Origin of the sequence: Acidovorax sp. T1, assembly GCF_002176815.1 — a bacterium.
GTDB lineage: Bacteria > Pseudomonadota > Gammaproteobacteria > Burkholderiales > Burkholderiaceae_C > Acidovorax.
Window position 1 is genome coordinate 3,825,001 of record NZ_CP021648.1, and the last position, 25,570, is coordinate 3,850,570.

22 protein-coding genes (1 of these 22 cut by a window edge) are annotated in these 25,570 nt (G+C 65.9%); 5 read left to right on the forward strand and 17 right to left on the reverse strand.

All coding sequences use genetic code 11. The features are described 5' to 3' along the window. From gshB to CCX87_RS17820, 7 genes are all read right to left on the reverse strand, one after another. Positions 1-397, reverse strand: the 5' end (the start) of a protein-coding gene (gene gshB, locus CCX87_RS17790; RefSeq protein WP_087747902.1) for a glutathione synthase. Its footprint begins 560 nt before the window's first position; only the first 397 of its 957 coding nucleotides appear in the window; it begins with the start codon at positions 395-397; the stop codon falls past the left edge of the window. Between the two features lie 95 nt (positions 398-492). After that, positions 493-1,680: a benzoate/H(+) symporter BenE family transporter gene (locus CCX87_RS17795; protein WP_087747903.1), complete on the reverse strand. Its 1,188-nt coding sequence runs from the start codon at positions 1,678-1,680 to the stop codon at positions 493-495. 134 nt (positions 1,681-1,814) lie between these two features. Next, complete coding sequence (locus CCX87_RS17800) at positions 1,815-3,683, reverse strand: potassium transporter Kup (protein WP_087747904.1); 1,869 nt, start codon at positions 3,681-3,683, stop codon at positions 1,815-1,817. Between the two features lie 162 nt (positions 3,684-3,845). Continuing rightward, the gene (gshA, locus tag CCX87_RS17805; protein WP_087747905.1) at positions 3,846-5,141 is read right to left on the reverse strand and encodes a glutamate--cysteine ligase; all 1,296 of its coding nucleotides are present in this window, start codon (positions 5,139-5,141) and stop codon (positions 3,846-3,848) included. A 96-nt stretch (positions 5,142-5,237) separates the two neighbouring features. Next, entirely contained in the window at positions 5,238-6,704 is a 1,467-nt protein-coding gene (locus CCX87_RS17810) for a TrkH family potassium uptake protein (RefSeq protein ID WP_087747906.1), read from the reverse strand. Positions 6,705-6,727: 23 nt separating this feature from the next. Beyond that, the gene (trkA, locus tag CCX87_RS17815) at positions 6,728-8,212 is read right to left on the reverse strand and encodes a Trk system potassium transporter TrkA (protein WP_087747907.1); all 1,485 of its coding nucleotides are present in this window, start codon (positions 8,210-8,212) and stop codon (positions 6,728-6,730) included. Positions 8,213-8,272: 60 nt separating this feature from the next. Next, positions 8,273-9,553 carry a glutamate-5-semialdehyde dehydrogenase gene (locus tag CCX87_RS17820; RefSeq protein WP_087747908.1) on the reverse strand — a complete coding sequence of 427 codons (1,281 nt, stop codon included), beginning with the start codon at positions 9,551-9,553 and terminating at the stop codon, positions 8,273-8,275. An 82-nt stretch (positions 9,554-9,635) separates the two neighbouring features. On the opposite strand from CCX87_RS17820, the gene CCX87_RS17825 reads away from it, so the two are divergent. Continuing rightward, the gene (locus tag CCX87_RS17825; RefSeq protein ID WP_087747909.1) at positions 9,636-9,914 is read left to right on the forward strand and encodes a hypothetical protein; all 279 of its coding nucleotides are present in this window, start codon (positions 9,636-9,638) and stop codon (positions 9,912-9,914) included. A gap of 100 nt (positions 9,915-10,014) precedes the next feature. Here the strand turns inward: CCX87_RS17825 and holA are convergent, their stop codons facing one another. After that, positions 10,015-11,070, reverse strand: coding sequence for a DNA polymerase III subunit delta (gene holA / locus CCX87_RS17830; RefSeq protein ID WP_087747910.1), 1,056 nt, complete (start codon positions 11,068-11,070; stop codon positions 10,015-10,017). 181 nt (positions 11,071-11,251) lie between these two features. Between holA and rocF the strand changes: the two genes are divergently transcribed. Next, entirely contained in the window at positions 11,252-12,184 is a 933-nt protein-coding gene (gene rocF / locus CCX87_RS17835) for an arginase (protein WP_087747911.1), read from the forward strand. Between the two features lie 71 nt (positions 12,185-12,255). Here rocF and CCX87_RS17840 read toward each other — a convergent pair whose 3' ends face one another. The 6 genes from CCX87_RS17840 to CCX87_RS17865 form a co-directional block, all read right to left on the reverse strand. Beyond that, entirely contained in the window at positions 12,256-12,753 is a 498-nt protein-coding gene (locus CCX87_RS17840; RefSeq protein ID WP_087748461.1) for an LPS-assembly lipoprotein LptE, read from the reverse strand. 5 nt (positions 12,754-12,758) lie between these two features. Next, the gene (gene leuS, locus CCX87_RS17845) at positions 12,759-15,485 is read right to left on the reverse strand and encodes a leucine--tRNA ligase (protein WP_087747912.1); all 2,727 of its coding nucleotides are present in this window, start codon (positions 15,483-15,485) and stop codon (positions 12,759-12,761) included. A 127-nt stretch (positions 15,486-15,612) separates the two neighbouring features. After that, a complete protein-coding gene (locus CCX87_RS17850; RefSeq protein WP_087747913.1) occupies positions 15,613-16,038 on the reverse strand; it encodes an ExbD/TolR family protein in 426 nt (141 codons plus the stop codon). Between the two features lies 1 nt (position 16,039). Beyond that, entirely contained in the window at positions 16,040-16,708 is a 669-nt protein-coding gene (locus CCX87_RS17855; protein WP_087747914.1) for a MotA/TolQ/ExbB proton channel family protein, read from the reverse strand. Between the two features lie 17 nt (positions 16,709-16,725). Then, positions 16,726-17,565, reverse strand: a complete 840-nt coding sequence (dapB, locus tag CCX87_RS17860) for a 4-hydroxy-tetrahydrodipicolinate reductase (protein ID WP_087747915.1) — start codon at positions 17,563-17,565, stop codon at positions 16,726-16,728. 63 nt (positions 17,566-17,628) lie between these two features. Next, positions 17,629-18,189 (reverse strand): outer membrane protein assembly factor BamE, encoded by a 561-nt coding sequence (locus CCX87_RS17865; RefSeq protein ID WP_087747916.1) that lies wholly within the window; start codon positions 18,187-18,189, stop codon positions 17,629-17,631. An 89-nt stretch (positions 18,190-18,278) separates the two neighbouring features. Here CCX87_RS17865 and fur point away from each other — a divergent pair, with 89 nt between their 5' ends. After that, on the forward strand, positions 18,279-18,701 hold the full coding sequence (gene fur / locus CCX87_RS17870; protein WP_087747917.1) for a ferric iron uptake transcriptional regulator: 423 nt from the start codon (positions 18,279-18,281) through the stop codon (positions 18,699-18,701). A gap of 40 nt (positions 18,702-18,741) precedes the next feature. On the opposite strand, the gene rsmA is transcribed toward fur, so the two are convergent. From rsmA to CCX87_RS17885, 3 genes are read right to left on the reverse strand one after another with little or no spacing between them, the layout of a single operon-like run. Then, a complete protein-coding gene (rsmA, locus tag CCX87_RS17875; protein ID WP_087747918.1) occupies positions 18,742-19,503 on the reverse strand; it encodes a 16S rRNA (adenine(1518)-N(6)/adenine(1519)-N(6))-dimethyltransferase RsmA in 762 nt (253 codons plus the stop codon). Positions 19,504-19,516: 13 nt separating this feature from the next. After that, the gene (locus tag CCX87_RS17880) at positions 19,517-20,914 is read right to left on the reverse strand and encodes a peptidylprolyl isomerase (RefSeq protein ID WP_087747919.1); all 1,398 of its coding nucleotides are present in this window, start codon (positions 20,912-20,914) and stop codon (positions 19,517-19,519) included. A gap of 9 nt (positions 20,915-20,923) precedes the next feature. Next, positions 20,924-23,317 carry an LPS-assembly protein LptD gene (locus CCX87_RS17885; protein ID WP_087748463.1) on the reverse strand — a complete coding sequence of 798 codons (2,394 nt, stop codon included), beginning with the start codon at positions 23,315-23,317 and terminating at the stop codon, positions 20,924-20,926. Between the two features lie 125 nt (positions 23,318-23,442). Between CCX87_RS17885 and CCX87_RS17890 the strand changes: the two genes are divergently transcribed. Then, on the forward strand, positions 23,443-24,582 hold the full coding sequence (locus CCX87_RS17890) for an aminoglycoside phosphotransferase family protein (RefSeq protein WP_087747920.1): 1,140 nt from the start codon (positions 23,443-23,445) through the stop codon (positions 24,580-24,582). 98 nt (positions 24,583-24,680) lie between these two features. Beyond that, positions 24,681-25,445, forward strand: a complete 765-nt coding sequence (locus tag CCX87_RS17895) for a 16S rRNA (uracil(1498)-N(3))-methyltransferase (RefSeq protein WP_087747921.1) — start codon at positions 24,681-24,683, stop codon at positions 25,443-25,445. Positions 25,446-25,570: the final 125 nt, after the last annotated feature.

The window sequence follows — 25,570 nt, forward strand, 5'->3', positions numbered from 1 at the left end:
GCGGAAACTCCATGATCGCCAGCTTTTCCGGGTGGTCGCGCAGGGCGCGCGGCTTGTTGAATACCCGGGCCCCCTCCCGCTCGGCCTGTTCAAGCAGGTGGGTGGCATAGAAATATTCGCTGTCGAAAGGAGGGTCTTTGCGCATGAGCACGGCGTCGAACGCCGTAAGCGCTGCACTGCGCAGGGGCTGCGCCTGAAACCAGTGGGTGGAATCGCCGGTGAGGACAATATCCCGCACCCGTGCAGTCACCTGGCTGCCGCGCTGCCAGACCAGATCCTGCGGCAGGCAAACCGCCAGCTGGTGACCGCGCCGCTGTGCCTCGCGCATCATGGCAAAGGTGGTGTCTTTGTAGATCTTGAAGCTTTCCAGCGGATCAGCGATGAACAGGAGTTTCATGGTCTCTCAGAAAAAAGGCGCCCGGGCCAGAAGGCTGGCATGGCAAAACACGCGGCCGCCCCGAAAGACATTGCCGCACACTGCATCTGACCGCGTCAGACACTCCCCGTGGAGGAACGCCCGTACTGTTGCACAAATAGCGCCAGGCTGCCGGCCACCACGCCCCAGAAGGCAGACCCCACGCCCGCCACCACCACGCCGCTGAGGGTGACCAGGAATGTGATCAATGCCGCCTCGCGGTGGGGCTCATCGCGCAGCGCGGCAGCCAGGCCATTGCCGATGGTGCCCAGCAGTGCCAGGCCGGCGATGGCCACCACCAGCTCTTTGGGAAACGCCGTCAGCAACCCCGTGACAACGGCGCCAAAAATGCCAATCGCCACATACAGCAAGCCGCAGGACACCGCCGCCGTGTAGCGCTTGTCGCGGTCCGGATGGGCTTCCGGCCCCATGCAGATGGCGGCTGTGATGGCGCTGAAATTGAGCGCATAGCCGCCAAATGGCGCCAGCACCAGGGTCGCCAGCCCCGTCATGGTGATGAGGCGCGACACGGGCAGGTCATAGCCGGTGGCGCGGATCACCGCCACACCCGGCAGGTTTTGCGACGCCATGGTGACGACAAACAGGGGCAAAGCCAGGCTGATGGCTGCAGACAGGGTGAACTGCGGCGCCGTGAACACAGGCACGGCCAGCTCGAAACGGATGGCCGACCAGGACATCTCGCCGCGCAGCGCGACAAAGCCGATGGCCAGCGCCAGCGTGACGACCACGGCATAACGTGGCAACCACCGGCGCGCCACCAGATAGGACGCCAGCATCAGCAGGACGAGCGGCAATGCCGTCTGCGCCGCAGCAAAGGCCTGCAAGCCAAAGCGCGCCAGCACGCCGGCCAGCAACGCGGCGGCGATCTCCATGGGAATACGGTTCATGACGCGCTCAAACCAGCGCGTGACGCCCGCCACCGTGATCAGCGCGGCGCACACCATGAAGGCACCCACCGCCTCTGCCATGCTGAAGCCCCCGGCCAGCCCGGCGGTGGCCAGCACGGCCGCGCCCGGCGTGGACCAGGCCACCATGACCGGCTTGCGCAGCAGCAGCGACGGCACCAGGGAGCACAGCCCCATGCCCAGCCCCAGCGCCCACATCCACGAAGCGATTTGCGCGGGCGTGGCCTGGAAGGCTTGCGCCGCCTGGAACACGATAGCCACCGAACTCGTGAACCCCACCAGCACCGCGACAAAGCCGGCCGTGAAGGCCGACAGACTCAAGTCTTTGAAGAATTGCATGGATACATTCTGGCACTGCACGCGGCCGGGCCCAGCCGTGTGGACCCCTCGGCGCGCCACCCATAAAGCTATATATTTAATAGCTGCCAGCGCTTTACAGATAAGCGCTAGAGGCCAAAAACACTGAAAACCAGCTAGATTTCAATCTTGGAGCCGAGCTCGACCACTGCGTTGTTGGGCAGATGCAGGAAATCGGCGGCGCCGCTAGCGTTGTGGTGCATCTGGGCAAACAGCTTCTCGCGCCAGGGCGCCATGCCGCTGCCGATGGTGGGGATGATGGTGTCACGCGAGAGGAAGTAGCTGGTCGTCATGGGGTCCAGCGCACAACCACGCCCCCGCAACTGGTGCAGGGCGCTGGGAATGTCGGGGTCGTTCTTGAACCCATAGTGCACCACCACCTGCCAGCAATCATGCCCCAGCGGCTCCACCTGCAGGCGCTTGTCCAACCCGATCCAGGGCACTTCGTGGTTGCGGACGGTGACAAACAGGTTCTGGCTGTGCAGCACCTTGTTGTGCTTGAGGTTGTGCAGCATGGCGTTGGGCACGGCCCCCGGCTCGGCGGTCAGGAACACCGCCGTGCCATCCACGCGCGTGGGCGGACTCAGGAAAACCGACTCGAGAAACCCCTTGAGGTCGATGGCATCGGCGCGCAGCGTGTCGTTGAGCAGGCGGCGTCCTTCCTTCCAGGTCATCATCAGCACGAACACGCCACCACCGATCATGAGCGGGAACCAACCGCCCTGGAACAGCTTGAGCAGATTGGAGGTGAAGAAAGCCAGATCCACCACAAAGAAGCAGCCGGTGGCCGCGATGCACAGCGCCAGCGGATAGCCCCAGCCATAGCGGATGACAAAGAACGTCAGGATGGTGGTGATCAGCATGTCCAGCGTGACGGCGATGCCATAGGCCGCAGCCAGGTTGCTGGACGAGCGGAACATCACCACCGCCAGCACAATGGCCACGAACAGGCCCCAGTTGACCAGCGGTATGTAGATCTGCCCCGTATCGCGCACGCTGGTGTGCAGGATGTTCAGGCGCGGCAGATAACCGAGTTGGATGACCTGCTTGGTGACGCTGAAGGCGCCCGTGATGAGCGCCTGCGAGGCAATGACCGTGGCCAGCGTGGCCATGACCACCAGCGGCACCAGCGCCCAATCGGGCGCCATCATGAAAAACGGGTTTTTCACCGCCTCGGGTTCGGCCAGCAACAATGCGCCCTGGCCGAAATAATTGAGCGTGAGCGCCGGCATGGCCACGCCAAACCAGGCCAGCCGGATGGGGTGCTTGCCGAAATGCCCCAGGTCGGCATACAGCGCCTCGGCCCCGGTCACGCACAGCACAACGGCGCCCAAAATGATGAAGCTGATGCCCGGATGGGCCCACATGAACCCCAGCGCGTGATGCGGGCTCATGGCCCAGAGGATTTCAGGGTGCGTGACGATGTGCGACACGCCCAGCACGGCAATCGTCAAGAACCAGAGGAGCGTGACGGGGCCAAAGAACTTGCCGATGCCGCTGGTGCCCCGCTTTTGCACCGCAAACAGGCAAAACAGCACCACCAGCGTGAGCGGAATCACATACTGCTTGAAGTGGGGCGAGACCACCTCCAGCCCCTCCACCGCAGAAAGCACCGAGATCGCCGGGGTGATAACGCCATCGCCATAAAACAGCGAGGTGCCAAAGATACCCACCGCCAGCAGCACCTTGCGCAGCCGGGGCTTGTCTTTCACCGCCTGCGAGGCCAGCGCCAGCATGGCAATGAGCCCGCCCTCACCGTTGTTGTCGGCGCGCAGCACCAGCACCACGTATTTGAGGGAGACGATGACCGTCAGGGTCCAGAAGAAGATGGACAGGATGCCGTAGATGTTGTCCGGCGTGAAGGGCACATGGCCCGAGCCGAAGACCTCCTTGACCGCGTACAGCACGCTGGTGCCGATATCGCCATAGACAACACCGATGGCGCCCAGCGTGAGCGCTGCGAGCGATGATTTGGAGCTTTGCACTGACACCCCCCGCTGCACTGGGCAAGACAGGGTTCCGTAACTTTTGGGAACGCTATTGTGCCCCCGCCTCCGGCTTCTCGTGTTAGCCCTGCCCGTCCTGTTGCAGTGCAGCAACTACCCTCTGGCCCCTGCGCCCAGGACATGGCAGGAGAATCACCCGGGTCAGTCGTAAATCTCGGCGTCCGGGTTGGTGGCTTCCAGCTCATAGCTGGCGGCCAGCATGGCCAGGCGCGCCACCACGCCATACATGTAAAAGCGGTTGGGCGCGCTCACGCCAGGGCGCACACCCGGCTGAGGCATGTGGGTGCTGTGCTCGAAGGCCAGCGGCACGAAGCTGGCGCCCGGGGCGTTGAGGTTCTCGTCCACGCCGCGCTCGGCATGCATGCGGTAAAAGCCGCCCACCACATAGCGGTCCATCATGTAGACCACGGGCTCGGCCACGGCCTCATGCACCCGCTCCTGTGTGAGCACCCCTTCCTGGATGATCACATCGCTGACCGGCTGGCCGTCCTTGATGACGGCCATCTTGTTCTTGGTCTTGCGGTTCAGGTCGTCCAGCTCCTTGGCATCGCGCACCGTCATGATGCCCATGCCATAGGTGCCGTGGTTGGCCTTGACGATCACGAACGGCTTTTCGTGGATGCCGTATTCCTTGTACTTGCGCCGCACCTTGGCCAGCAGTGCATCCACGCCGCTTTGCAGCGCGTCCATGCCCGTGCCCTCGGCAAAGTCCACATCGCCGCACTGGCTGAACATGGGGTTGATCAGCCACGGGTCGATGCCCAGCATCTTGCCAAAGCGCTTGGCCACCTCTTCATAGTTCTTGAAATGCGTGCTCTTGCGGCGCACGCTCCAGCCCGCGTGCAGCGGTGGCAGCAGGTATTGCTCGTGGAGGTCTTCCAGAATGCCGGGCGCACCGGCAGACAGGTCGTTGTTGAGCAGGATGGTGCAGGGGTCGAAATCCTTGAGCCCCAGCCGCCCCTTGGTGCGGATCACGGGCTCGAGCATCACCGAGTCGCCATTGGGCAGTTCGATCAGCGTGGATTTCTTGATCTCGGGGCTGATGGAGCCCACCCGCACATTCAGGCCCGCCATGTTGAAGATGCGCTGCAGCTGCACCACGTTGGCCAGGTAAAAGGTGTTGCGCGTGTGGTTCTCGGGAATGATCAGCAGGTTGCGCGCCTCGGGGCAGATCTTCTCGATGGCGGCCATGGCGGCCTGCACGGCCAGGGGCAGCATCTCCTTGGTGAGGTTGTTCCAGCCCCCGGGGAACAGGTTGGTGTCCACCGGCGCGAGCTTGAAGCCGGCATTGCGGATATCGACCGAGGTGTAGAACGGCGGCGTGTGCTCCATCCACTCCAGCCGGAACCAGCGTTCGATGGCGGGCATCGAGTCGAGAATGCGCTGTTCGAGTTCGTTGATCGGCCCCGTGAGGGCCGTGATGAGATGCGGAACCATAGATGCCCTCGGGAAGCGATTGCGTTGAATTGTAGGGATTTGGGGCCGGGCCAGGGTTTCGCAAGCCACCGCCGCGCAGGGCAGACAGCCGCCGCCCTAACGGCGCCAGAACGCCGGGGTCAGCAAGGCCATGAAGCTCAGGATCTCCAGCCGCCCCAGCAGCATCGCCAGGGTGCACACCCACAGCTGAAAATCGGTCAGCACCGCATAGTTGGAGGCGGGGCCCACGGCACCCAGGCCCGGCCCCGCGCAGTTGACACTGGCCAGCACCGCCGAGAACGCTGTCACCGGATCCAAATCGGTCAGCAGCAACACCATGCTCAGCCCGAAGATGGTGGCGCCATACACCAGCATGAACGCCAGCACTGAAAAGATCACCCGGTTGTCCACCACGGCATCGCCCAGCCGCACCGGCTGCACGGCGCGCGGGTGCACCAGGCGGTTCATCTCCCGGCGCGCCTGCTTGAGCAAGATCAGCATGCGCACCATCTTGATGCCGCAGCCCGTCGAGCCGGCACTGGTGGCCACGCCCGACAGCAGCAGCATGAACACGGGCGCAAACACCGGCCAGCCCAAATAGTCCACCGTGGCATAGCCGGTGGTGGAGGCCAGCGACACCAGGTTGAACATGCCATGGCGCAGCGCATCCAGTGGCGCATACACGCCCTTCACCCACAGCAATCCGGCCACCAGCAGCCCCCCGCCCACCAGCGTGAACAAGGTGGCGCGCAGCTCCGGGTCGTGCCAGAAGCCGTGCCAATGGCCCTTGCGAATCGCCACGAAATACAGCGCGAAGTTGCAGCTGGCCACCAGCATGAAGACGATGCAGATGGCCTCCAGCAAGGGCGACTGGAAATACCCGAAGCTCTGGTCGTGCGACGACAGCCCGCCCAGACTGACCGTAGAGAACATGTGCATCAGCGCATCGAGCGGCGCCATCCCCCCCGCCCAGTAGGCCACGCCACACAACGTGGAGAACAGGGCATACACGCCCCACAGCCCTTTGGCGGTGCCGGTCATGCGCGGCGTGAGCTTGGTGTCCTTCAGTGGCCCGGCCGCCTCGGCCTTGAACAGCTGGCTGCCGCCCACCCCGAGCAGTGGCAGCACGGCCACCGCAAGAATCAGAATGCCCATGCCACCCATCCACTGCAAAAAGGTGCGCCACACGTTCACCGAGACGGGCAAGCTGTCCAGGCCGGCCAGCACCGTCGAGCCGGTGGTCGTCAGGCCCGACACCGCCTCGAAGTACGCATGCGTGAACGACATCGGCCGCCCGATGTAATGCCCCGCCAGCATCAGCGGCACGGCGGCGGACAGCGGCAGCAACAGCCACACCAGCGAGACCAGCATCACGCCGTGGCGCGGCTGCAGCTCTTGCCGGAACAGGCGCAGCCGCCACCACAGCCAGGCGCCCGCCAGCAGCGTGGCCGCCATGGCCAGCGGGTACACCTGCCACACCCCGTCATCGGTCCACAATGACACCGCCAGCGGCAGCCCCATGGACAGCGAAAAGATCATGACCAGAATGCCCAGCACCCGCAGCACGGGAAACATGTCCACCATGGTTTCTTGCCCGCCTGCCTGGTTCAGAAAAACGTGGCGCTCACGCGGAAGAGCTTTTCCACGTCGCGCACCAGCCGCTTGTGCGGCAGGAAGAACACCACATGGTCGTTGCTCTCCAGCACCGTGGCGCTGCGCGGGATGATCACCTGCGGCGCGCGCAGGGCATCGGGCGCAACCTCGGACGCCACCTCGGACGCATCGTGCGCACCATCCGAATCCGGCAGGCCGCGCACGATCAGCCCGATGTGCACGTCGCGCGGCAGGGCCAGCTCGCTGACCTTGCGGCCGACCACGCGCGAGGTCTTGCGGTCGCCGCGCACCACGATCTCCAGCGCCTCGGCCACGCCCCGGCGCAGGCTGTGCACGGCCTGCACATCGCCCTGGCGCACATAAGCCAGCAGCTCGCCCAGCATGGCCTGCGCGGGCGACAGGGCAATGTCGATCTGCGTGCCGTGCATCAGATCGGCATAGCTGCGGCGGTTGATGAGCGCCAGCACGCGGCGCGCGCCCATGCGCTTGGCCAGCAGGCTGGACATGATGTTGTCCTCGTCGTCGTCGGTGAGGGCCAGAAAGAGATCGATCTCGTCGATGCCCTCATCCCCGAGCAGGTTTTCATCCGTGGCGTCGCCCTGCAGCACCAGCACGTCGGACGGCAGGCGCGAGGCCAGCGCGATGCAGCGCGCGTTGTCGTCCTCGATGATCTTCACCAGATAACGCCCTGCCTCCTTGCCCAGTTCCAGCGCCAGGTGCAGGCCCACGCGGCCACCCCCGGCAATCATGATGCGGCGCACCGGCCGCACCGGCGTGGCGTCCCGGCGGTGCAAAGTGGCCAGCACATGGGCGATGTGCTCGCGCGCGGCCAGCACAAACACCTCGTCACCGGGCTCGATGCGGGTCTCGCCGGCGCAGGCCACGAAGCGGTCTGGCTCTTCGGGAAAGCGGCGGTAAATGGCCACCAGGCGCACGGCCACCTCGGGGGTGCTGTTGCGCATCTCGGCCACGGTGTGGCCCACCATGGGCGCGCCAGCGCGCGCCCGCACCGACACCAGGCAGGCCCGCCCGCCTGCAAACTCGCGCACCTGCATGGCCTCGGGGTAATCGATGAGCTTGCCGATGTAGCGCGTGAGGGATTCCTCGGGGCAGATGATGCGATCCACCGCAAAGCCCTCGGGGCCCATGAGCAGCGGATCGGCCTGAAAACCCATCGAGCGCACGCGCGCGATGCGCTTGGGGATGTTGAACAGCAGCTGCGCCACCTTGCAGCACACCAGGTTGGTCTCGTCCTGCGCAGCGCAGGCGATCAACAGGTCGGTGTCCTTGGCGCCCGCCTCGGCCAGCACGGCCGGGTCGATGCCGTCACCCACCACGCCGCGCAGGTCAAAGCGCGACTCCAAATCACGCAGGCGCGCGGCATCGGTGTCGATGACGGTGATGTCGTTGCGCTCCGACACCAGGCTGTCGGCCACGCTCTGGCCCACGCGGCCCGCTCCGAGGATGATGATTTTCATGTGGTATTGGCCTTCAGCGCAATACTGTCAAGCGCTACCAGCTATGAAATAAGGAGCAAATCAGTTCCGCACCTCACCCTCACCCAGCACCACGTACTTGAGCGAGGTGAGCCCTTCCAGCCCCACGGGCCCGCGCGCGTGGAACTTGTCGGTGCTGATGCCGATTTCCGCCCCCAGGCCAAACTCGAAGCCATCGGCAAAACGGGTGCTGGTGTTCACCATCACGCTGGCCGAATCCACCTCGCGCAAAAAGCGCTGGGCGTGCAAGTGGTCGCGCGTCAGGATGGCGTCGGTGTGGTGGCTCGAATAGCGGTTGATGTGCGCAATGGCCTCGTCCACACCCGCCACCACCTTCACGCTGATGATGGGCGCGAGGTATTCCTCGCTCCAGTCCTGCTCGGTGGCGGGCACCAGTTGCGCGCCGGGCACGGCGGCCAGCAGCGCCAGCGATTCGGGGCAACCGCGCATCTCCACGCCCTTGGCGGCATACACCGCGCCGATCTTGGGCAAAAACTCGGCCGCCACGCCGCGCGCCACCAACAGGCCTTCGCTGGCATTGCAAGGGCTGTATTTGCTGGTCTTGGCGTTGTCGGCCACCTTCACCGCCATGGCGATGTCGCAGGGGTCGTCCACATAGGTGTGGCAGTTGCCATCCAGGTGCTTGATGACGGGCACCTTGGCGTCGCGGCTGATGCGCTCGATCAGGCCCTTGCCGCCGCGCGGGATGATCACGTCCACGAACTCGGGCAGGGCGATGAGCTGGCCCACGGCCTCGCGGTCGGTGGTCTGCACCAGTTGCACGGCGTCCTGCGGCAGGCCGGCTTCCGCCAGCGCCTGCTGCACCAGTTTTGCCAGCGCCTTGTTCGAATCGATCGCCTCGGAGCCACCGCGCAAAATGCAGGCATTGCCGCTCTTGATGCTGAGGCTGGCGGCCTCGATGGTCACGTTGGGGCGGCTCTCGTAAATCATGCCGAACACACCAATGGGCACGCGCATCTGGCCCACGCGGATGCCGCTGGGCTGCTGCTTCATGCCCATGATCTCGCCAATGATGTCGGGCATGGCGGCCAGCTGCTCGCAGCCCTGGGCGCAGGTTTCCAGCACCTGGGGGCTGAGCTTCAGGCGGTCCACCATCGGGGCCGCCAGGCCATTGGCCACGGCACGCTCCAGGTCTTTGGCATTGTCGATTTGCAGCGCGTCCACGTTCTCGCGCAGCAGGCGGGCCAGGGCCTTGAGTGCTTTGTTTTTGATAGCTGCAGGCGCTTTGGCCATCAGCGCGGAGGCCGTTTTTGCCTGCAAACCCAGGGTGTGCGTGTATTCGGCGACGTTGAGAGCATTCATCCGGCGATTTTGCCGCAGATGCCCTGGCACCGGGGGCTTTACTGCGGTTACCCTTGCAGCCCGGCTTCCCTGCTCACCCCCCATGACCCGATCCCACCTCGTCACCCCGGTGCAAGACGCGCTGAACGCCTTCACCCAGGGCACCATTTCTGCGTCGGCCCTCAGCCACACCGCCCGCGCGCAGGCCGATCTGCTCACTGCCCTGCCGCCGCGCTATGCCGAGGTGCTGCATGGCCTGCTGGACCGGCTCGAATCCAGCGCACTGTTCTCGGAAGAAAGCTGTTCGTTCAGCCAGAAAGACCTGGTGGACAGCCTGCAGATGTGGGTGGACAAGGCGCGCGGTGTGCTGGCGCAGGCGTAAACCACCCGGAACGACGCAGCCACTCACTACATATTTTATAGCTGCTTGCGCTGTATAGATAAGCGCTAGAGGCCAAAAACACCCAAAGTCTGGCACCCCCTCAGCGCGCCGCCTGCGTCAACCGGCACAGCTGAAACGCCAGCCGATGCAGCGCTTGCCAGCCGTCCGCAGGCCAGTCGGGCTGCTTGAGGCCTTTGACGATGCCATCCACCGTGTGGGCCGACTGCAGCAGGCGCGCCAGCGCCGCGTCGCTGGCCTTGGGCAGGATGCGCTCGAACAACCGCTCCTTGGGGCCCCAGATGCGGTTCTCGCGCAGGGCCATGGGCAAGGGGCGGCCGGCGTTCATGGCGTCTTTCACGCGTTTTAAGGCGCGGATGTCTTCGGCCAGGGCCCAGTGCACCAGCACCTCGGCCTCGCCCTCGGCCTGCAGGCCGTCCAGCATGCGCTGCACACGGGCGGTGTGCCCGGCCAGCACCGATTCAGACAGTTTGAACACGTCGTAGCGCGCCACGTTGAGCACGGCGGCTTCGACCTGCGCCTGGGTCAACTCACCTGCCGGGTGCAGCAGGGCCAGCTTCTGGATTTCCTGGTGCGCGGCCAGCAGGTTGCCCTCGACACGGTCGGCAAAGAACTGCAGCGTGCGCTGGCCTTCCTCGCCCGCCACCACACGCTGGCCCTGCGCGGCGAGGCGCTGGGCGATCCACTGGGGCAGCATGCCACGCTCGATGGGGTCGATCTGGATGGAGACGCCGTTGCCCTCCAGCGCGGCAAACCAGGCGCCGGTCTTGGTGGCTTTATCGAGGCGCGGCAGCATCACCAGCGTGAGGGTGCTGTCGTTGCCCCGGGCGGATTCAGCAATCTGCTGCAGGGCCACGCTGCCGTCCTTGCCAGGTTTGCCCGAGGGAATGCGGATCTCGACGATCTGCTTGTCGGCAAACAGGCTGAGTGACCCGCCCGCCGCCAGCACCGCGCTCCAGTCAAAGTGCGCACCGGCCACGGTGTAGCTGCTGCGCTCGGTGTAGCCCTGGGCACGGGCGGTGGCGCGAATGGCGTCGGCCGCCTCCTGCTGCAGCAGCGGCTCGTCGCCGTGCAACACATAAAGCGGCGACAGGCCCCGTTGAAGATGCTGAGAGAGTTGGGCCAGGGCGACTTGCATGCGGCAAAGTTTATCGCCCTGGCGGCGCAGACCCCGGAAACTGCGGACGCACCACAGCAGATAGCGCCATGACTGCCACGGGCTGACCCGCCTTTTTCCTGTTCACGGGCGCCCAAAGCCCCGAAAATAGCGCCTGCGCTCGCAACACCGTACCCACCGCCTTCCCAGAAAGCCTTTTCCCATGTCCATCACCTCACCTTCCATCTGCCTGATCGGCGCCCCCACCGACATCGGCGCGGGCGCACGCGGCGCCTCCATGGGCCCCGAGGCCTTGCGGGTGGCCGGCTTGCAGGCGGCCCTGGAAGGCCGCGGCCTGCAGGTGGCGGACCGGGGCAACCTGGCCGGCCCCGCCAACCCCTGGCTGCCGCCCGTGGATGGCTACCGCCACCTGCCCCAGGTGGTGCAATGGAACCAGACCGTATTCAACGCCGTGCTGGACGAACTCCGACAGGGCCACCTGCCCATCTTGCTGGGCGGCGACCACTGCCTGGGCCTGGGCAGCATCAGTGCCGTGGCGCGCCATTGCGCCGAGGCGGGCAAGAAACTGCGCGTGCTGTGGCTGGATGCCCATGCCGACTTCAACACCAGCGCGCTCACGCCCAGCGGCAATGTGCACGGCATGCCGGTGGCCTGCCTGTGCGGCTTTGGCCCCGCAGAACTGACCCAACTGGCGCAGATGCCTGGCGGCGGCCCGGCGCTGCAGCCATCGCAAATCCGCCAGATCGGCATCCGCAGCGTGGACGCGGGCGAAAAACGATTTGTGCACGAGCAGGGGCTGGAAGTCTTCGACATGCGCTTCATCGACGAGGTGGGCATGCGCCAGACCATGCTGCAGGCGCTGGACGGGCTGGATGCCGACACGCACCTGCATGTGAGCTTCGATGTGGATTTTCTCGACCCGGACATCGCGCCCGGCGTGGGCACCACGGTGCCCGGCGGCCCCACCTACCGCGAGGCGCAACTGTGCATGGAGATGATCGCCGACAGCGGGCGGCTCGCGTCGCTGGACATTGTGGAGCTCAACCCCGCGCTCGATGTGCGCAACCGCACGGCCATGCTGGCGGTGGACCTGGTCGAGTCGCTGTTTGGCAAGAGCACGCTGATGCGCGGTTGATGCGCGGGCCGTCGATCGCGTCACGGAACCAACCCGGCGGCGCATGAAGCCGGCCCAGGCGCGTGCGGTATTTAGCGCCTGACCGCCGCCAGCCGGCGCAACAGCTGCTGCACGATGTCGGTCTGCATGTTGCGAAACAGCAGAGCCTCTTCGGCCTCCTTGGCCAGGGCAATGGCTTCGTTGTAGCTGACCTCGCGCTGCTGCAGCAGCTCGGTGCTGGGAATCAGCTCATCGCCTGCCGGGGTGCGCAGTCGAAAGCGCACACGCAGGCGCAACTCCAGCTCGCGCACCTGGCCCGAGGCGTTCTGGCCCACCACCACACGTTCGTGCTGCTCCGACAGCAGATCGAGCACGGCCTCGGCGGTTGGCAGGTCGGCGGCATCGCGCAGCACCCGCAGCGTGCTGCCCGACCCTGCCAGCGTGCGCACCAGCTCCCGCGCCAGCGACGAGCCCTGCGGTGCCGCCACATAGAGCGATGCGAACGAAAACTCTGGCACCCCGCGCAGGCGAAAACCGCAGGCGGTCAGCAGGGCCACTGGGGCGAGGGAGAGCAGTGCGCGCTTGTTCATCATGCTCACACCACCACGTTCACCAGACGGCCCGGCACCACGATCACACGCTTCGGATGCGCACCGGCCGCCTGGGCCGCAAAGGCCTCGCTGGCCAGCGCAATGCGCTCAATCTCGGCCTTGTCGGCCTGGGCGGGCACCTGGATGGAGCCGCGCAGCTTGCCGTTGACCTGCAGCATGAGCTCGATCTCGTCCTGCACCAGCGCGTTGGCATCGACCTGCGGCCAGGGGGCATCGAGCAAATCACCCAGCTGCCCGGCGTAGCCCAGTTGCGACCACAGGCTGTGCGCCACATGCGGCGTGGCCGGGTACAGGCAGCGCAGCAGGATGCCAAAGCCTTCGATCAGCGCGACCTGGGCACCGGCGCAGTCCAGGGCCTTGAAGTCTTCCAGGGCGTTGATCATCTTCATCGCGCCCGAGACCACGGTGTTGTACTGCATGCGCTGGTAGTCGTAGTCCACCTGCTTGAGCACGGTGTGGATCTCCAGGCGCAGGGCCTTGGCCTCTTTGCCGAATTCAACGTCTTTTAGGCTGCTAGCGCTTGCCACGCTTGCGCAAGCAGCTTCCATATTCATAGCAGACAGCTTCACACCGAAGTTCCACACGCGGCGCAGAAAGCGGTAGCTGCCTTCCACGGCGGCGTCGTTCCACTCCAGCGTGGCTTCGGGCGGCGCGGTGAACATGGTGTACAGACGGGCGGTGTCGGCGCCGTACTTTTCGATCAGGTCCTGCGGATCGACACCGTTGTTCTTGGACTTGGACATGGTGCCCACGCCCTCGTAGTCAATCGGCGTGCCCACGGGCAGCAGGCCGTCGCCACTGGTGGCTTCGTTCTTCAGCTTGGCGCCAATGATCTTGCCGCCCTCGTCGAGCACATGTTCCACGTCGTGCGGCCAGAAGTAGTCCTTGCCGCCCTTGGCGGTGCGGCGGCTGTAGATGTGGTTGAGCACCATGCCCTGCGTGAGCAGCTTGGTGAAGGGCTCATCGACTTTGACGAGGCCCACGGCCTCGGAATCTCCGGGGCCCTTCACCCGGATATCGCGCATGACCTTGGTCCAGAAACGCGCGTACAGCAGGTGCAGGATGGCGTGCTCGATGCCGCCGATGTACTGGTCCATCGGCATCCAATAATCGGCGCCCTCCGCGACCATTTTTTCAGCGTTCTTCGGGTCGCAGTAGCGCATGAAGTACCACGAGCTGTCCACGAAGGTGTCCATGGTGTCGGTCTCGCGCCGTGCGGGCTTGCCGCACACGGGGCAGGTCACGCCGGCGTGAAAGCCCTCGTGCTTGTGCAGCGGGTTGCCCGAGCCGTCGGGCACGCAGTCGGTGGGCAACACCACCGGCAGGTCTTTTTCGGGCACCGGCACGGCGCCGTGTTCTTCGCAATGGATGATGGGAATCGGCGTGCCCCAGTAGCGCTGGCGGCTCACGCCCCAGTCGCGCAGGCGCCAGGTGGTCTTCTTTTCGCCCAGGTCCTTTTGCTGCAGCGCGTGGGCCACGGCGTTCACGGCTTCCTTGTAGGACAGGCCGCTGAAACTGTCGGAGTTGATGGTCACACCGCGCTGTTTGTCGCCATACCAGTCGTGCCACTGGCGGTAGTCAAAGTGCTCGCCATCGACCAGCACGACCTGCTTGATCTCGATGCCGTACTTGAGGGCGAACGCGAAGTCGCGCTCGTCGTGCGCAGGCACGCCCATCACGGCGCCGTCGCCATAGCCCATCAGCACATAGTTGCCGACCCACACCTGCACCTTTTCGCCGGTCAGCGGGTGCGTGACGTACAGGCCCGTGGGCACGCCCTTTTTCTCTTGGGTGGCCAGCTCGGCCTCGGTCGTGCCGCCGCTCTTGCACTCTTCGATGAAGGCTGCAAGCTGGGGGTTGGTTTTGGCAGCGTGGGCGGCCAGCGGGTGCTCGGGCGCCACGGCGCAAAACGTCACGCCCATGATGGTGTCGGCGCGCGTGGTGAAGACATACATCTTGCCGTCGCCGATCAGCGCACCATCGTCACCTGCGATGTCATGCGTGAACGCAAAGCGCACGCCTTCGCTCTTGCCGATCCAGTTTTCCTGCATCAGCTTCACGCGCTCGGGCCAGCCGGGCAGCTTGTCGCCGGTCACAAAGTCGAGCAACTCTTCGGCGTAGTCGGTGATCTTGAGGTAATAGCCGGGGATTTCGCGCTTTTCCACGGTGGCGCCAGTGCGCCAGCCCTTGCCGTCAATCACCTGCTCGTTCGCCAGCACGGTCTGGTCCACCGGGTCCCAGTTCACCACCTGGGTCTTGCGGTAGGCGATGCCTTTCTCCAGCATTTTCAAAAACAGCCACTGGTTCCATTGGTAATAGGTGGGGTCGCAGGTGGCGACTTCGCGGCTCCAGTCGATGGCCAGGCCCATGGCCTGCATCTGCTTTTTCATGTACGCGATGTTGTCGTACGTCCATTGGGCCGGTGGCACGCCGTTTTTCAGCGCGGCGTTCTCGGCCGGCAGGCCGAAGGCGTCCCAGCCCATGGGCATGAGCACGTTGTGGCCGTTCATGCGCAGGTAGCGCGTGAGCATGTCGTTGATGGTGTAGTTGCGCACATGGCCCATGTGCAGCTTGCCGCTGGGGTAGGGCAGCATCGAGCAGGCGTAGAACTTCTTCTTGTTCGCGTCTTCCGTCACACGGTAGGCGTCGGTGGCGGTCCAGTGGTCGTGCGCGGCGCGCTCGACGTCTTGGGGAGAGTATTTTTCTTGCATGGGGGCTCTGCTGGATGAGAGGGATGCAGCCGCTGGGCTGCTGCTTTGGCCGATTTTAGGCGGTCGCGGGGGTGGCGCCTGGCGGTGCGCCGCACCCGGTGCGGGCTCTGGCCTTGCCGCCAGGGGCTCAGGGCGCCGCCACCGGCTGTTCGGCAACGAACCCGATGCGCTGCAGCCCGGCGCTGTGGGCCGCGCCCATGACTTCGACCACGCGGCCATACGGCACGGCGGCATCGGCCCGCAACTGCACTTCCGTGTCAGGCCGGGCCGCACCGATGCGCTGAAGCCGCTCGGCCAGGGCAGCCTGCGACAGGGGCTGGTCGTCCAGATAGGCCTGGCCGGTGCGGTCCACCACCAGGGTCACGAACTGGGGCGCGGCGCCGGGGGTGGCACCTTCTGTGCGGGGCAGATCGAGCCGGATGGAACTGGCCAGCAAGGGCGCCGTGAGGATGAAGATGACCACCAGCACCAGCATCACGTCCACCAGGGGCGTCATATTGATGTCGCTCATGGGTTGCGGGCCGTGGGTGCGTTCGAGGCGGCCAAATGCCATGTCAGGACTCCGGGTGCTGCGCCAGCAACTCGCGCAGGTCGCGCGCAAAACCTTCCAGGTCGGCCTCGATGCGGCCAATAAAGCGGCCGAACACGTTGTAGGCCAGCACCGCCGGAATCGCCACCGCCAGGCCGGCCGCCGTCATCACCAGGGCCTCGCCCACGGGGCCGGCCACGCGGTCGATGGTGATCTGACCGGCGCCCGCCATCGCGCTGAGGGCATGGTAGATGCCCCAGACCGTGCCGAGCAAGCCGACGAAAGGCGCCGTGGAGCCCACCGTGGCCAGCAACACCTGCCCCCACTGCAGCCGCCCGAGGACACCATGCAGCGCATCGCGCAGCACGCGGGTGATCTGTTGCGACAGGCTGCCGGATGTGGCCAATGTGGCCGGCACACCGGTGTGCGCAGGACTGGCGATGGAATTTGCCGCAACCACCAAAGGCAGCACCAGCGCTTCCCGGTCAAAAGACTGCAAACGCTGCGCTGCCACGTCCAGCGATGGCGCCTGCCAGAAAGCCGCGGTGCACCGCGCCACATCGGCCGAGGCCCGGTGCATGAGGCGCGCCTTCCAGAAGATCACCACCCAGCTGGCTACCGACATGGCCAGCAGCAGCAGGGCCGTGCCCTGCGTCACAACATCGCCTTGGCGCCACCAGTGCAGTGCGTCCATGCCGGCTCCCTTTCGGGCTAGTTCAGGCCCAGCACGTCGAACATGTCGAACATGCCGGTCTTGCGGTCTGCGAGAAAGCGCACGGCACGCAGGCTGCCCTGGGCGTAGGTGGCGCGGCTGGACGATTTGTGGGTGATTTCGATGCGCTCGCCAATGCCGGCAAACAGCACGGTGTGGTCGCCCACGATGTCGCCACCCCGGATGGTGGCAAAGCCGATGCTCGACGGATCGCGCTCGCCGGTCACGCCTTCGCGCGCATACACGGCGCATTCCTTGAGGTCGCGCCCCAGGGCATCGGCAATCACTTCGCCCATCTTGAGGGCCGTGCCCGAGGGGGCATCGACCTTGTGGCGGTGGTGGGCTTCGATGATTTCGATGTCATAGCCCGTTGCCATGGCCTTGGCCGCCATCTGCAGCAACTTGAGCGTGACGTTCACGCCCACACTCATGTTGGGCGCCATCACGATGGCGGTGCGCTGGGCACAGGCCGCGATCTCGGCTTTTTGTGCGTCCGTGAAACCCGTGGTGCCGATGACGGCCTTCACGCCCAGCTCGCTGCAAACGGCCAGGTGGGCCAGCGTGCCTTCGGGGCGGGTGAAGTCGATCAACACATCGGCATTCTTCAGGCCCGCGCGCAAGTCTGCCGTGATGGCCACGCCACTCGCGTAGCCCAGAAAAGCCGTGGCATCCGAGCCGATGGCAGGGCTGGCCGCCACATCCAGGGCGCCGGCCAGCACCATGTCGTCGCTGGCGCGCAGGGCTTCGATCAGCATGCGGCCCATGCGGCCGGACGCACCGGCCACCGCGACACGCAGGGCTTTGGCAGTGGGTTGGGTGGGCAAAGAGTTGCCAGTCATGTCATTCCTGTATCGGTGAACGCGGTGGGCCATGCCGGCTGCCGGCGCCCCAAGCCGCAGCCTTCAGCGCGCGGGCGCTTCGAGCGGGGGGTAAGAGGTGGAAACCGGTTCGGCCGGTGCGGCCGCCGGCACGCTGGCCGTGCGCTCGGGGGCCGGGAAACGTGCCAGCTGGGCGTCGGTGGCCTCCAGCACGGGCACCTTGCCCGTGGCGGACCGCGACCCCAGGGACGCGACAAACTCGGCTTCGGAGGGCATGGTGTCGCCGTCGAATCGCTGCAGGAGATCGCCCTGGAAAAACAAGGTGAGCTTGCGCGTCTGGATATCTTCACCAGGGCGTTTGATGGTGAACACGTATTCCCAGCGCTCGGCATGGAACAGGCTGGTCACCAGGGGCGTGCCGAGAATGTCGCGCACCTGCTGCCGGCTCATGCCCGGGGCAAGCGCCTCCATCTGCTCGCGCGAAACAAAATTGCCCTGCACCACATTCACCTTGTAAGGCGTCACGACGCTGGCCAGGCGATGGCTGGCACTGTCCAGGCTGCTGCAACCGGCCACGGCAGTCAGGCAGACACCGATGAACAAGGTCACACCCAGACGGGCGCTGCGATGGGCTTTGACGGGCATGGGAAAGGGGCGTAAAGCTATGATCGACCCATTGTAGCGGCTGGCCCTGAGGGCCTGGTCGAGCCCGCCGACACACGAAAGACTGCGCCATGACGAATATCGACGAACTCAAAAGCACTGGCCTGAAGGCCACCCTGCCGCGCCTGAAAATCATGGAGATTTTTCAGAAGGGCGCACAGCGCCACATGACGGCCGAAGATGTCTTTCGCGTCCTGCTGGAGGAACGCTCGGACATCGGACTGGCCACGGTCTATCGCGTGCTCACGCAATTCGAGCAGGCAGGCATCCTGATCCGCAGCAACTTCGAAAGTGGCAAGGCGGTCTACGAACTCAATGAAGGCCAGCACCATGACCATTTCGTGTGCACCTCCTGCGGCAAGGTGGAAGAGTTCTACGACCCCGAGATCGAAAAGCGCCAGCAGATCGTTGCCAAGGCCAAGGGCTGGGTAGTGCAAGACCACACGATGGCCCTGTATGGCCAATGCGCCCAGTGCGCCGCGAAGAACAATTAACCCCCTGGCGCTTTCGCGTCAAGCGCTTACAGCTATCAATTCAAGAGCACGCTTGTGCCAGGGCCACGTATTCGGCCACGGGCACTTCCTCGGCGCGGCGCTGGGTGTCGAAGTGGCCCGCAAACTGGCGCGCCTCTAGCCAGCGGCCCAGGGTGTGGCGCAGCAGCTTGCGGCGCTGGCTGAAGGCCACCTGCACCAGTTCTTCCAGCAGAGGCACCGACAAAGCTGCCGGCGCGCCATGCGGCACCATGCGCACCACCGCGCTGTCCACGCGCGGCGGCGGATCGAAGCTTTCGGGCGGCACGAACAGCACGTTCTCCATCGCATAGCGCCACTGCAGCATCACCGACAGGCGCCCATAGTCGGAGGTGGCGGGCGACGCCACCATGCGGTCTATCACCTCTTTTTGCAGCATGAAATGCTGGTCTTCGATCACCGACACATGCGCGAGCAGGTGAAACAGGATGGGCGTGGAGATGTTGTAGGGCAGGTTGCCGACCACCCGGATCTTGGGAGTCTGCAGCGTGTGCGCCAGTTGCGTGAAATCGACTTTCAGCACGTCCGACTCGATGACATCGAGCTGGCCGTGCAGCCGCAGCCGCAAGGCCAGGTCGCGGTCGAGCTCGATCACCGTCAGGCGCCCCAGGCGCTCCACCAGTGGCTGGGTCAGCGCCGCCAGGCCGGGGCCGATCTCCACCATGGGCTGGCCCGGCTGGGGCGCAATGGCGCTGACGATGGCTTCGATGATGCCGCCGTCCGACAGAAAATGCTGGCCGAAGCGCTTGCGGGGAATGTGTTTCATGCAGCGGCCCGCTTCACTGCGGCACGTCGCGGTATTCGACGTAGGCGCGGCCGCGCAACTCCTGCACCCAGGTGGCAAAGGCTTCCTCAACCTTCTTTTCACGCACCGTGTCGCGCGCCATGTCCCGCTGCTCGCGCTGGGTGAGCTTGGCCTCCCGGCGCTCCACCAGCTGGATCAGGTGCACACCAAAACGCGACGCCAGGGGTTCGCTGACCTCGCCGGGCTTGAGCGCATTCATGGCCTGCTCGAACTCGGGCACATAGCGGCCCGGGTTGGCCCAGCCCAGATCACCGCCCTGCTTGGCGCTGCCATCCTGCGAATGTTCGCGCGCCAGCTCGGCAAAGTCTGCCTGGCCCGCCATGATGCGGCGCCGGTAGTCGGCCAGCCGCGCTGCCGCAGCGCTCTCGGTCAGCTGGGGGCCCGTGCGCAACAAAATGTGCCGCGCATGGCTCTGGGTGACCAGGGTGGGCACACCGGCGGTGGTCTTGTCCGCCACCTTGAGCACATGAAAGCCCGCCGCAGAACGCACAGGCCCGGCAATGCCGCCCACGGGCAGCTGCGCGGTGGCGCTGACAAACAGCTCGGGGTAACGATCGGCCGGGCGCATGCCCAGCAGCCCGCCCGCCGTCTTGGCCTCGGCAGCGTCGGAGAACTCGCTGGCGACAGCCGCGAAATCCTCGCCGGCGCGCACCTTGTCGGCGGCGCGCTGGGCGCGGGCCTGGCGCTCGGCCACCTGGGCAGGGCTGGCGTTTTCGGGCACCGCCACCAGAATGTGGCCCAGGTTGATCTCCTGCTTGGCGGCGTCGGCCCCCGACTGCTGTTCGCGCAGGTACAGGTCCACATCCAGATCGCTCACGCGCACCCGGGACTGCACATCGCGCTCGCGCAAGCGCTGCAGCAGCATCTGGTTGCGCAAGTCTTCGCGAAAGCGTTCCTTGCTGATGCCGTCAGCGGCCAGCCGGCGGTGCATTTCTGCCACGCTGATGCTGTTTTGCTTGGCCACGCCCTCCTCGGCCTGACCCACGGCAAAGTCGTCCACGCGCATACCGGCTTCGCGGGCCAGTTGCAGCTGGATCTTTTCCACGATCAGTCGCTCCAGCACCTCGCGGGCCAGCAGGTCACCGGACGGCAAGGCAAGGCCCTGCTGGGCCATTTGCTGTGCGATGCGGGTCGCCCGGGCCCGCACCTCGTTGTTGGTGACGGGTTCCGAGTTGACCACCGCCACGATGAAATCGGCTTGCCGCAGTGCGGCGCCTGCACCCGGCGCGGGCAGGGTGAAGGAAGGCGCCGCGGGCGCCGTGCGAAGGCCCGCTCCCGCAGCCCCCGCGGGGCGCAAGCCCTGCGCCGCAGCGCCGAAGGTCACGAAAGAGGCCAGGCACGCCAGGCCCAAAGCAATTGCACGGTGGTTCATGGTGTCAGGTTAGTCATAGTTGCTGAAGCGGCTGGGCGTGCTGACCTGCTCGCGCAGGGATTGGTAACGCGGCACGTTCCGTTTCAGGGTATCAAGTGGGTTGGAGCCCAGACTCAGGCGCGAAAAACCCACGAATTCGATCTGGAACAGCAGCCGGGTGTTGGAGGTGGTCACGCTGCTTTGCAGACGTTCAAGCACCACGCGGCCAATCCAGCAGCAGCTGTCGTATTCAAAGCCCACCACCGTATCGACGAGCTTGCGGTCTTGCAGGCTGTAGTTCAGGCGGCCCACGGTGTACCAACGGCCGCCGCCCTGGCCCTGGCCTTTGGCGCGCTCCGGGCCGTTGCTTGCACCCTGGCCGCCCCACAAGGCTGCCAGCGGCCACTGCCAGCCCACGTCAATCTGCTCGCTGGAGCCGCGCTGCAGCCGGTAGACCGCGTTCACGGTGCGGAAGTTGCCGGGACTGTAGCGCGCCCCGATGGTGGAGCGGATGGAACGCCCCGTCTTGGGGTTGTATTGCACGGTGGAATCAAAGCCCCACTGCGGTGTCCAGTTGATGCCGGCCCCCAGCAGCACATCGGACAGGCGCTCGCTGACGGGCGCGACACCGGGCAGGGTCACATCCTGGTCGGAGAACCGCAGGCGCTGGGCAACGCCCAGGCGCACCGCCTCGGCGCCGGTGTCGGGGTCGAGAAAGCGCGTGGTCACGCCCAGGGTGAGCAGGTTGTTGTCGGCCAGGCGGTCATTGCCGCCGTAAGCGTTTTCGGTGTAGATGGTGCCAAAGTTGAAGTCGGTGGCCGCCGTGTCATACAGCGGCAGGCGGCTCTGGTCGCGAAAAGGCGTGTAGGTATAGAACGCGCGGGGCTCCAGCGTTTGGGTGAAGGCGCGCCCCAGCAGGCGCGCATCGCGCTCGAACACCAGCCCACCGTCCAGGCTGAAGGTGGGCAGGGTGCGGCTGGCCGAGCGCTCCCCGGTGGGCAATGGGTTGTCAAACTGGTATTGCGTGGCGTGCAACTGCAATTTGGGGATGAGAAAACCGCCCGGCGCCAGAAAGGGGCGGCTCAGCTGCGCCTGCACGAAGCTGCGCTGGCCGTCGGCCGGGTTGGCCAGCGCCCGGTCCGCCTCGAAACGCGTGGTGTCGGCCACCATGCTGAAATCCAGGCCCCGGCCCAGATCCTGGGGCGTGTAGCGCCACAGCAACTGGGGCATGAGGTTGTAGGGCGGGACGATGGGCGAGGCCACATCCTGCAGGGCTTGCCACTTGAGCGTACGCACCTGGGCCGACATGTCGCCTGCCGCCCACGACAAGGTCGCGTCGCTGGGCAGCAGCCGCTGGCGCAGTGGCAACGGGGTCCGCGCGAAATCGCGCCAGTAGTCGTCATCGCTCACCCGGTTGAGGTTGAGGTTCAGGCCCAGGCCCCCCACGGGTGTGCTGATCTGCCCTTGGTGCTGCGCCGAATAGCCCCAGCGCATGCGGTTGCGCTGGCTGTCCGAGGGCATCACGGAGGCATCCACCTGGCCCTGGTAGTCGCTTTCAAGGTAGCGAAACTCGCCGCCGATTTCGACGCCGCGCTTGGCCATGATTCCGCCACGCAGCGTGGCGTCACGGTTAGGGGCAATGTTCCAGTAGTAGGGCTGCAGGTATTCAAGGCCGTTGCGGCTGTCCAGGCCCACCGTGGGCGGCAGGAAGCCGGACTTGCGCTTGTCCGACAGCGGAAAGCTGATGCTGGGGATGGGCAGTACAGGCATTCCCTTGAATTCCAGCACCCCGCCCTCGGCGGTGCCTACCTCTTCGGCCTGGTCCAGGCGAATGGTCTTGGCACGCAGCACCCAGTCGGGCTCCCAGCTGGCGGAATCGTCTTTCTGGCAGGTGGTGTAGGTGGCGTTATGCACCACCGAACGGTCGCGGTCCAGGAAATCCACGCGCGTTGATACGCCATGGGCGCCCGTGCTGATGAAACGATACTGCGCGTCGCTGAAAAAGCCCTCGAAAGCGTCCACATGCAGTGACAGCGCCGAGCCGTCATAGGTGTTGCCCGCCTTGTTGATGCGGACATTCCCCTGCGCCTGGGCCAGGTCGTCCGGCACGGTGTAGTCCAGCCGGTCGGCGCGGATCACTGTATCGCCGCGGCGCAGCTCGGCATGGCCGTCGATGACGGCCTTCACATCAGGCTGGCCCGTGATGCGGTCGCCCGACACAAACACCGGCAACTGGGGCCGCAGCTCGGCCGGCAGGGTCTCCTGCAATAGCGGGCTGCGGCGCAGCGCCGGCGGGGCATCCCAGGCGCTGGGCGCATCGGTCTGCGCCAGCGCGGCCAGCGGCACGCCGCACCAGGCCAGCGCCACCGCGCAGGCCAGGGGGTGCAGCCCCAGCCGTGGGGCCCGCGCAGCGGCTTGCCGCACCGGCCGGGAAAGGGGTTGGGTTTTCTGCACGAAAGAGGGCTGGCGGCGGGGCACGTCGGAAATATGGACAGGGCTGGAGAAACGGCCCGCGCCAGGCAGGGCGGGTTTGTAAAATGGGATTATCCATGAGCCACCCCTCTTCCCCCCCAACGCCCCTTGCCGCGGCATCGCCCGCCTCCGCCAACACCACCAGCCCCGTCAGCTGGCCCGATGCAGCCCGGCAGGCAGCGTTCGAGCGCTGGCTCGCGCCACTGGTGCAAAGCCACCAGCTGCTGCCCGCCAGCCTGCGCGCCGCCTCGGCCGACGCCAGCTTTCGCCGCTACCTGCGCATCGACAGCGCATCGGGCGCCAGCTGCATCGTGATGGATGCGCCCCCGGACAAGGAAAACTGCCGCCCCTTCGTGCAGGTGCAGAGCCTGATGGCTGCCGCCGGCCTGAATGTGCCGCAGATCCTGGCCTGGGACGAACCCGGCGGCTTCATGCTGCTGAGCGATCTGGGCAGCACCACGCTGATCGAATTGCTGCGGCCCGAAGCCCCCCAGGCCGCGCTCGGCTGGTATCTGCAGGCCACCGATGTACTGCTCGACTGGCAAATGGCCTCGCAGCCCGGCGTGCTGCCCGCCTACGACGAGGCCCTGCTGCGCCGCGAGCTGGCACTGTTTCCCGACTGGTACCTGGCCCAGCACCGCGGCATCACGCTGGACGACAAGCAGCAGGCCACGCTGCAAGGCGCCTTTGATGCCATCGTCGCCCACAACCTGGCAGCCCCCCAGGTTTATGTGCACCGCGACTTCATGACACGGAACCTGATGGCGCCCGCCGAACAGGGCGCGCGCCTGGGCGTGCTGGACTTCCAGGACGCCGTCTACGGCCCCATCACCTACGACATCGCCAGCCTGCTGCGCGATGCCTTCATCAGCTGGGAAGAAGAATTCATCCTCGACGTGACCGTGCGTTACTGGGAAAAGGCCCGCAAGGCCGGCCTGCTGGGCGCGCGCAGCGCCAGCGGCTGGGGCGATGACTTTGGCGAGTTCTACCGCGCGGTGGAATGGATGGGCCTGCAGCGCCACCTCAAGGTGGCTGGCATCTTTGCGCGCCTGACCTTGCGCGACGGCAAGCCCAAATACCTGGCCGATGCGCCGCGTTTCATGGGCTATATCCGCGCCACGGCCCACCGCTACCGGCAGCTGGGGCCGCTGCTCAAGATGCTGGACCAGATCGAAGGCACGGAACCCATTGTGGGCTTTGCCTACGGCCGCATGTAGCCGCAGCCGCCTGCACGCACGGTGCAACCGAAAAATCAAGCAAAAACCGGCTCAAGCGCTTACAAATAAAGCGCCAGTAGCTATTACAAAGATAGCATATGCCCCGTTTCCATTGCCCGGCCCCACTGGCCACCGGCGCCGAGCTGGACCTGCCCCCCGGCGCTGCGCGCCATGTGCAGGTGCTGCGCCTGCAGCCCGGCGACAGCATTACCCTGTTTCACGGCGGGCAGGGCGCGGGCGACCCGGGCGGCGAGTTCGATGCCACTGTGCTCAAGATGGGCCGCAGCGATGTGCGCGTGCTGGTGGGTGCGCACCACGCCATCGACCGCGAGGCGCCCCGCGCCGTGCACCTGCTGGCGGGCATCACCGCCAACGAGCGCATGGACTGGCTGATCGAAAAAGCCACCGAACTCGGCGTGGCCAGCATCACCCCGCTGGTGGCCGAGCGCAGCGTGCTCAAGCTCAAGGGCGAGCGGGCCGACAAGAAGATCGCCCACTGGCAGGCCGTGGCCGTGGCGGCCTGCGAGCAATGCGGCCGCAACCGCGTGCCCCTGGTGAACCCGGCCATCGACCTGGCAGGCTGGCTGCGCACACAAGGGCAGGGCCTGACATCCCCAGATACGCAGGACACACCCCGGCGCCTGCTGCTGTCGCTGCGGCCCGGAACCGTGCCGCTGCGCGAAGCCACCGGCGGCGAGGGGGGACAGCGCCCGGTGCTGTTCCTCTCGGGCCCCGAGGGCGGCCTGAGCCCTGCCGAGGAAGACCTGGCGCTGCAGCATGGCTTTGCCGCGGTCACGCTGGGCCCGCGCGTGCTGCGTGCCGAGACGGCCCCGCTGGCCGCCCTGGCGGCGCTCACGCTGTAGCGCGGCCACCCTGCCCGGTAGCTGGCTGGGCCCACGCGGGCCGCACGCCCAGCCCGACTCTGAAGGCTGTACGCACAGCATGACCTCACCGTAAAATTGCCGTCTGGCCGGTAACCCAGTACAGC

Bases quoted from the DNA above. Each gene is read 5' to 3' on its own strand.
- trkA (WP_087747907.1), bottom strand. From the start codon at position 8,212: ATGAAAATCATCATCCTCGGAGCGGGCCGCGTGGGCCAGAGCGTGGCC.
- leuS (WP_087747912.1), bottom strand. From the start codon at position 15,485: ATGCAAGAAAAATACTCTCCCCAAGACGTCGAGCGCGCCGCGCACGAC.
- CCX87_RS17850 (WP_087747913.1), bottom strand. From the start codon at position 16,038: ATGGCATTTGGCCGCCTCGAACGCACCCACGGCCCGCAACCCATGAGC.
- dapB (WP_087747915.1), bottom strand. From the start codon at position 17,565: ATGACTGGCAACTCTTTGCCCACCCAACCCACTGCCAAAGCCCTGCGT.
- CCX87_RS17865 (WP_087747916.1), bottom strand. From the start codon at position 18,189: ATGCCCGTCAAAGCCCATCGCAGCGCCCGTCTGGGTGTGACCTTGTTC.
- CCX87_RS17825 (WP_087747909.1), top strand. From the start codon at position 9,636: ATGACCCGATCCCACCTCGTCACCCCGGTGCAAGACGCGCTGAACGCC.
- CCX87_RS17895 (WP_087747921.1), top strand. From the start codon at position 24,681: ATGCCCCGTTTCCATTGCCCGGCCCCACTGGCCACCGGCGCCGAGCTG.
- CCX87_RS17855 (WP_087747914.1), bottom strand. From the start codon at position 16,708: ATGGACGCACTGCACTGGTGGCGCCAAGGCGATGTTGTGACGCAGGGC.
- CCX87_RS17840 (WP_087748461.1), bottom strand. From the start codon at position 12,753: ATGAACAAGCGCGCACTGCTCTCCCTCGCCCCAGTGGCCCTGCTGACC.
- CCX87_RS17890 (WP_087747920.1), top strand. From the start codon at position 23,443: ATGAGCCACCCCTCTTCCCCCCCAACGCCCCTTGCCGCGGCATCGCCC.
- rocF (WP_087747911.1), top strand. From the start codon at position 11,252: ATGTCCATCACCTCACCTTCCATCTGCCTGATCGGCGCCCCCACCGAC.
- CCX87_RS17820 (WP_087747908.1), bottom strand. From the start codon at position 9,553: ATGAATGCTCTCAACGTCGCCGAATACACGCACACCCTGGGTTTGCAG.
- holA (WP_087747910.1), bottom strand. From the start codon at position 11,070: ATGCAAGTCGCCCTGGCCCAACTCTCTCAGCATCTTCAACGGGGCCTG.
- CCX87_RS17880 (WP_087747919.1), bottom strand. From the start codon at position 20,914: ATGAACCACCGTGCAATTGCTTTGGGCCTGGCGTGCCTGGCCTCTTTC.
- gshA (WP_087747905.1), bottom strand. From the start codon at position 5,141: ATGGTTCCGCATCTCATCACGGCCCTCACGGGGCCGATCAACGAACTC.
- fur (WP_087747917.1), top strand. From the start codon at position 18,279: ATGACGAATATCGACGAACTCAAAAGCACTGGCCTGAAGGCCACCCTG.
- rsmA (WP_087747918.1), bottom strand. From the start codon at position 19,503: ATGAAACACATTCCCCGCAAGCGCTTCGGCCAGCATTTTCTGTCGGAC.
- CCX87_RS17810 (WP_087747906.1), bottom strand. From the start codon at position 6,704: ATGGTGGACATGTTTCCCGTGCTGCGGGTGCTGGGCATTCTGGTCATG.
- CCX87_RS17795 (WP_087747903.1), bottom strand. From the start codon at position 1,680: ATGCAATTCTTCAAAGACTTGAGTCTGTCGGCCTTCACGGCCGGCTTT.